Here is a 5,768-nt window from a genome sequence, read left to right on the forward strand (position 1 = left end):
TGCGACCCCTTGACCCCCAGTCAAGTGCGCTACCAAGCTGCGCCACGTCCCGGTGTCGACTGCGAGCCAGAAGTCTAACGCAGCCGCAGGTCAGGACGGTCACGGGGGAGTGGACCCGCGGCTGCCCGCCGGGCCGGGCGCGGGCACCGGATCCGGTGGCGCGCCCGCCCGGGGGTGTGAACGCGCCGGGAGAGAGCAGAAGTACTACCCCGGTCCGCCGCACACCAGGAGGTCGCCATGGAACCCGCCCCCGCCCCCGCCATCACCGCGTTCCACGTGCGGACGCTGCTCGATTCGCCGGCCGATGACCCCGTGCTGTACATCGACACCAAGGAAGCACCCCGCGTGGAGGTGTGGACGGCGGACGACATCCAGCGTTCCACGATCGTGGTCACCCGCCGGGAGGTCACCGGCTGGATCGGCGAGGAACCCGACGACGACGCCATCCACGGGATCCTGCCCCGGCTGCAGGACATCGCCGACCGGAAGACCGGCGGCTCCTGACCCGCGGGCCCGGCGGCGCGTTCCGCCCTTCGGGGGAGCCCCGGGGCACACGCCGGGCGGCAGGGGCCCGGCGTGCCCACCCCGCACGGTGCCCGGCTCTACGGTCGGAGGCATGACAGCGACGATCGGTCTGAACGACGGCACCTCCATCCCCCAGCTCGGCTTCGGCACCTATCTGGTGCCGCCGCAGGACACCCAGGCGATCGTCAGCACGGCCCTGGAGGTCGGGTACCGGCACATCGACACCGCCCAGATGTACGGGAACGAGGCCGAGGTCGGCCGCGCCGTCGCGGCGAGCGGACTGCCGCGCGACGAGCTGTACCTCACCAGCAAGCTCGACAACGGCAACCACCGGCCGGGCGACGTGCGGCGCACCTTCGCCGAGTCGCTGGCCAGGCTGGGCGTGGACCGGCTCGACCTGTTCCTCATCCACTGGCCGCTGCCCACCCTGTACGACGGCGACTACGTGTCCACCTGGCAGGCCGTCGCCGGACTCGTCGAGGAGGGGGCGCTGCGCACGGCGGGTGTCTCCAACTTCGAGCCGGAGCACCTGGACCGGATCATCGGCGAGACCGGGGTCATCCCGGCCGTCAACCAGATCGAGGTGCACCCCTACTTCCCCAACGAGCGGGCCCGCGCCGCCTCCCTCTCCCACGGCATCGCCGTCGAGGCCTGGGGGCCGCTCGGCCAGGGCGCCGTCCTCGGGGACGAGGTCATCGCGGGTATCGCCGAGCGCACCGGACGGTCGCCCGCCCAGGTCATCCTGCGCTGGCACATCCAGCGCGGGGACGTCGTCTTCCCCAAGTCCTCCAGCCGGGCCCGGATGGAGGAGAACGCCCGCATCTTCGACTTCGACCTGTCCCCGCAGGACATGGCGGCGATCGACGGGCTCGACCGGGGCCCGCGGGGCCGCGGCGGCCCGGACCCCACCACGTTCGCCTACCTGCCCTGACCCCGGGCCCGGCCACCGCGATGGAGTCGACGCTGTCGCCGGTGGTCTCCGGCAGCGGCTGGGCGTGCCGGACGCGCTGGACCAGCAGCCGGCGCGACGGGGTGGTGCCGGTGACCGCGTGGACGTGGCGGCCCAGCCGGCGGGTGCTCAGGTTCACCCGGCGGGCCGGGTCCGCGACGGTCAGCGGCTGGTCGAGCCGTTCCAGCACCCAGGGGAACAGCTCGGCCAGCGGGTGGTGGCCGGGCTCGGGCACCGGGGCGGTGACGGACTGCGCCTGCCCGACGCCCTGCCCGCGGCAGGCCGCCGGCCGGCCCCGGATGCGGGACCGGCCGGCGGGGGCCGGAGGCGGGAGCGCGTCAGCCGTTGGAGGTGGCGGACGAACCGGCCGGCACGGTGAGCGTGGTGCCGTCGGAGAAGGTCACCGTCCGCTCGGCGTCGGCGTAGTTGTGCGCCGTGTAGGTACGCACCCCGTCCTTCTCGAACACCGCGGCGGTCGGCGTGTCCGCCGTCACGTCCAGGCGGGGCGTACCGACCGCGGCCAGGGTGGTGATCCAGTGATAGGTGTGGGCCCGGGTGGCGCCGGCCTCCGGCTCGTACGCGTCGCCGTCCGCGTCGTAGGAGGATTTGGCGGTCTCCGGGTCGGCGAGGGCCTGGAACTGCCACAGCAGGTCACGCCACTCCTCGAACGGGCCGCCGTTCTGCTCGACCAGATGCGCCAGGTTCCGCTCGACGGCCTCCGGGTCGGCCGCCAGGTGCAGCGAACCACCGGTGACCGGCAGCACGTTGATGCCGTGGATCTCCTCCGGGTTGGCGGTCCACCAGGTGGAGTAGGCGGCGCCGGAGCCCCAGACCATGCCGACGATCGGGTGCGTGTAGTCCTCGGGGTACACCTCCTGGTCCGCGTCGAACCAGTACTGGCGGATCGACTCGGCCTCGGTGGTCAGCAGGAAGACACCCAGGTCGCGCAGTTCGTCGTCGCCGGTCGCCGAGCCCCACAGGATGAGGCCCACGCTGAGGTTGATGGACTCCGAGGACGACTCCTGGTTGTTGCCGGCGGCGAAGCCCTGGTGACCGGCGGCCCAGCTGTGCCCCGCGTACGGGTCGAAGCCCCGCAGGAAGGGGTAACGGTCGTCGTCCCGGGCCGGGTTGGCGGTGTCCCGGATCAGCTCGTGGACCATGCCGCCCCACGCGGACCGCTCGGCCCAGGCGGGGTCGAACTGCGCGACGACCGCGGCGGCCATCACGAAGTAGCTGTAGTGGAAGTGGTGGTCGTTCAGCTCGGTGTCGCTGCCGTAGGAGGCCGGGTAGCCGGTGAGCGTGGACCAGTCGGAGTCGTAGGAGAACTCGGCCGCACCGCCGACGGTGAACCACTCCTCCAGCCGGTCCTTGATCAGCGTCAGCAACCGGTCCCGGGAGGCGTCGTCACCGGCCTGGTCGGCGATGGTGGTGAGCTGGGCGAGCTTGCCGAGCTGCTTGCCGGTCCAGTAGGTGTCGGTGGCGCCCTCGAACGGGTCCTCCGAGCCGAGCACGTCGGCGATGTACCCGGCGAGCCGGTCGGCGTCGACCGCGTCGCTCTCCGGCAGCACCGGCAGCACCCCGGGGACGGTCTGCGTGGTGGTGAACGAGGTGCCCTCGCGGACCTTCATCGTGCCGCGCGGCGAGACGTACTCGTGGTCGAGCAGCGCGTCGTCGGTGTGCAGCCACTGGTGGCGGTAGAGGGCCTGGAGGGTGCCGGTCTCCGTGCCCTCGCGGGCCTCGGTCTCCAGGGTGTAGGTGGCGTTGACCTCGCCGGCGGCCGTGTCGTAGTCCCACGACACCTCGGAGCCGGTGACGAAGCTGAAGGCGTACTGGGCGTAGGTGTCCAGGGCGTCCTGCTCGGGCAGCAGGGCGACCGAGTAGTAGTCGTTGCCGCCGAGCGCGGCGGTCACCGAGGTGCCGGAGACGTTCCAGTCGCTGCCGCTGGGCGCGAACAGCGCGTAGTGGTTGCCGGCGACCGTCACCCCGAGAACGTTGCCGTCGTCGGCGAACACCTCGGGGGTGCCGTTGGTGATGATCTCGGCGTCGCCGCCGCCCGCCTCCGCGTACACGTACGGCAGACCGTGCCCGATGGTGGCGCGCAGCTCGCGGTCGCCGTCGCCCCAGTACGGGGTGACGGTCCAGTCGGACCAGCCGTCCGCGCGGACATCGGGCGCGTCGAGGCCGGTGACACTCAGGGTGAGGTCGGCGGTGTGCGCGAACTCGTACTGCCGTCCCTCGCCGACGATCGTGTGGGCCGTGGGGTGGCCCACCTGGAGGCCCTCGGCGACGGCCTGGTAGGTGAGGGGATGCCCGTACATCGGCTGGGAGTACGGGTTGTCGGGGTAGCGCTTGAAGACGAGCGAGGACCACCACTCGTTGGTGGGGACCGGTTCTCCGGCGACCGTGTCGGTGACCTGCGGCAGGACCGGGGTGCCCATGTTGTCGGTGGGGCCCTGGGCGCCGGCCGGACGGGTGTCGGAGTAACTGCCGCTGCCGACCGGGATCTCCGCGGCGGTGGCGGACGGTATGACCAGGGCTCCGGTGACGGCCGCCGCCGTCGCGGCCGCCGCGGTGGCCAGGGCGATCCGGCGTCGTCGCCGGTTCACGCGATGCTTGCTCATCTGCTACCTCAGGTGCGTGGGGGGAAGACGGGCAGGGCCGGACGGGTGGGTCCGGCGTTCGCGAAGGTAGGAGGGGTGCTGATGACCTGTCAACGGAGCATGACCGGTTGCCGCCGCCGGGCCCGGCCCCGGCCCGTGGGACGCGTCGCAGGTGAGCGGGGGTGCGGGCGGGCGATGCCGGGGCTCGTGACGGCCGGCGGAACGGCGGAAGATCAGTCTCGGCTCAGCCGCGCTTAAGCGGTGGTTAAGCCGCCGTGCCCCGGACCGGCCACAGGGTCGGGGCGCACCGGCCCCCGGCTCTCCGTCAGCCGAGCTGCTGGGCCAGCCCGACGATGATGCCCTCGGGGCCGCGGACATAGCAGAGCCGGTAGCTGTCCTCGTACTGTGCCAGCGTGCCGACGAGGTCGGCGCCGTGGGTGCGCAGCCGGGCGACGGTGTCCTCGATGTCGTCGACGGCGAACATGACGCGGTGCGTGCCCAGGACGTTGTGCGGCCTGTCGCGCGGCCCGCCGCTGATCGCCGCGGGGCTGCGGTACTTCGCCAGTTCGAGCCGGCTGTGACCGTCCGGGGTGCGGAGCATCGCGATGTCGCAGCGGACGCCGTCGAGACCGGTGCACTGGTCGGCGAAGGGGCCCCCGACCTCCGCCCTGCCCTCCAGTTCCATGCCGAGTTCCACGAAGAACGCGATGGCCGCGTCCAGGTCGTCGACGACGATGCCGACGTTGTCCATCCGCTGAATCGCCATGCCGGCTTCTCCTTCTTCCGCGCGCGGCCGGTGGTGGCCGGCGATGCCCCTGGTACGGAGCGGGTGGGTAGGTTCCCGACATTCTGCGCCACCGTCCCGGCGAGCGGCCCGCACCACTCGCCCCGTCACACGCGCGCGGGGTCGACAAGGCCGGTGGTGGCGGGAGCCGCCGCCCGTCCGGGGTGGCCCGGCGCACCGGCACTACAGTGGAACGACGGACGGGGAGACGACACCGGGAGGGAACGCACATGATGACCGGTACGGGGGAGCGGCCGGGAAGAGGACCATGGGGGTGGCTGCTGCCGGGCCTGCTGCTGCTCGGCGCGATGACGGTGTGGGGGCTGCTGCGCTATCCCGAGCTGCCCGACCGGATACCGCAGCACATCGGCCCCGGTGGGGTGGACGCGTGGACCGACAAGGGCGTGGGCATGGCGTTCCTTCCGGTGTTCCTCTACGCCGGGACGACCGCGCTCACGGCGGGCTGCGCGTTCACGCTGACGCGCGCCACGCCGCTGGACGCGATGCCGGCGTCGGCCGACCGGTGGGCGAGGGCCGCCGCCACCATGAACGGCCGTCCGGCCACGGCGGCTTCGGCCCGCCGGATGGCCGCAGCGCTGCTGATGACCAACCTCCTCCTCGGCGTCGCCCTGCTGCCGTTGTGCTGGCTGCAGTGGCGCGCCGAGCAGAGCGCCGCGGTCCCGTCCTGGGTCTGGGTCGCCACCGTGGCCGCCTTCCTGGCCTCGCTGGTGCCCACCGTCCGGGCCTGGTGGGCCGACGCCCGGGAGAGGGCGGCGCGGCAGGGCGTCACCACCGAGGACGGGGCCGGTACGACGTCCGGCCGGCCCGGCTGAACCGGCGGCCGCGCGCGGCCGGCCCGGCACGTGGAGCGCACCCCGCGGACGGGGTGCCGGGCGGTGGGTCCGGGCTG

General features: G+C 73.0%; 5 protein-coding genes and 1 pseudogene. 3 read left to right on the forward strand and 3 right to left on the reverse strand.

Annotation, left to right across the window (positions count from 1 at the left end):
• Positions 1-237: 237 nt before the first annotated feature.
• Entirely contained in the window at positions 238-504 is a 267-nt protein-coding gene (locus ACFV5N_RS23760; protein WP_385603373.1) for a hypothetical protein, read from the forward strand.
• Between the two features lie 112 nt (positions 505-616).
• Positions 617-1,456 carry an aldo/keto reductase gene (locus ACFV5N_RS23765; protein WP_385603376.1) on the forward strand — a complete coding sequence of 280 codons (840 nt, stop codon included), beginning with the start codon at positions 617-619 and terminating at the stop codon, positions 1,454-1,456.
• 10 nt (positions 1,457-1,466) lie between these two features.
• Here ACFV5N_RS23765 and ACFV5N_RS23770 read toward each other — a convergent pair.
• From ACFV5N_RS23770 to ACFV5N_RS23780, 3 genes and pseudogenes are all read right to left on the reverse strand, one after another.
• Positions 1,467-1,736: pseudogene (locus tag ACFV5N_RS23770) on the reverse strand (AraC family transcriptional regulator); the annotation flags it as partial.
• A gap of 76 nt (positions 1,737-1,812) precedes the next feature.
• Positions 1,813-4,095 (reverse strand): glycosyl hydrolase, encoded by a 2,283-nt coding sequence (locus ACFV5N_RS23775; RefSeq protein ID WP_385603379.1) that lies wholly within the window; start codon positions 4,093-4,095, stop codon positions 1,813-1,815.
• A 304-nt stretch (positions 4,096-4,399) separates the two neighbouring features.
• Positions 4,400-4,840, reverse strand: coding sequence for a VOC family protein (locus tag ACFV5N_RS23780; protein WP_385603382.1), 441 nt, complete (start codon positions 4,838-4,840; stop codon positions 4,400-4,402).
• Between the two features lie 248 nt (positions 4,841-5,088).
• Between ACFV5N_RS23780 and ACFV5N_RS23785 the strand changes: the two genes are divergently transcribed.
• Entirely contained in the window at positions 5,089-5,691 is a 603-nt protein-coding gene (locus ACFV5N_RS23785) for a DUF1648 domain-containing protein (RefSeq protein WP_385603385.1), read from the forward strand.
• Positions 5,692-5,768: the final 77 nt, after the last annotated feature.

Origin of the sequence: Streptomyces sp. NPDC059853 (assembly GCF_042731495.1) — a bacterium.
Taxonomy (GTDB): domain Bacteria; phylum Actinomycetota; class Actinomycetes; order Streptomycetales; family Streptomycetaceae; genus Streptomyces.

Excerpts from the sequence above, each read along its gene's own strand:
- ACFV5N_RS23760 (WP_385603373.1), top strand. The coding sequence starts at position 238 with ATGGAACCCGCCCCCGCCCCCGCCATCACCGCGTTCCACGTGCGGACG.
- ACFV5N_RS23765 (WP_385603376.1), top strand. The coding sequence starts at position 617 with ATGACAGCGACGATCGGTCTGAACGACGGCACCTCCATCCCCCAGCTC.
- ACFV5N_RS23775 (WP_385603379.1), bottom strand. The coding sequence starts at position 4,095 with ATGAGCAAGCATCGCGTGAACCGGCGACGACGCCGGATCGCCCTGGCC.
- ACFV5N_RS23780 (WP_385603382.1), bottom strand. The coding sequence starts at position 4,840 with ATGGCGATTCAGCGGATGGACAACGTCGGCATCGTCGTCGACGACCTG.
- ACFV5N_RS23785 (WP_385603385.1), top strand. The coding sequence starts at position 5,089 with ATGATGACCGGTACGGGGGAGCGGCCGGGAAGAGGACCATGGGGGTGG.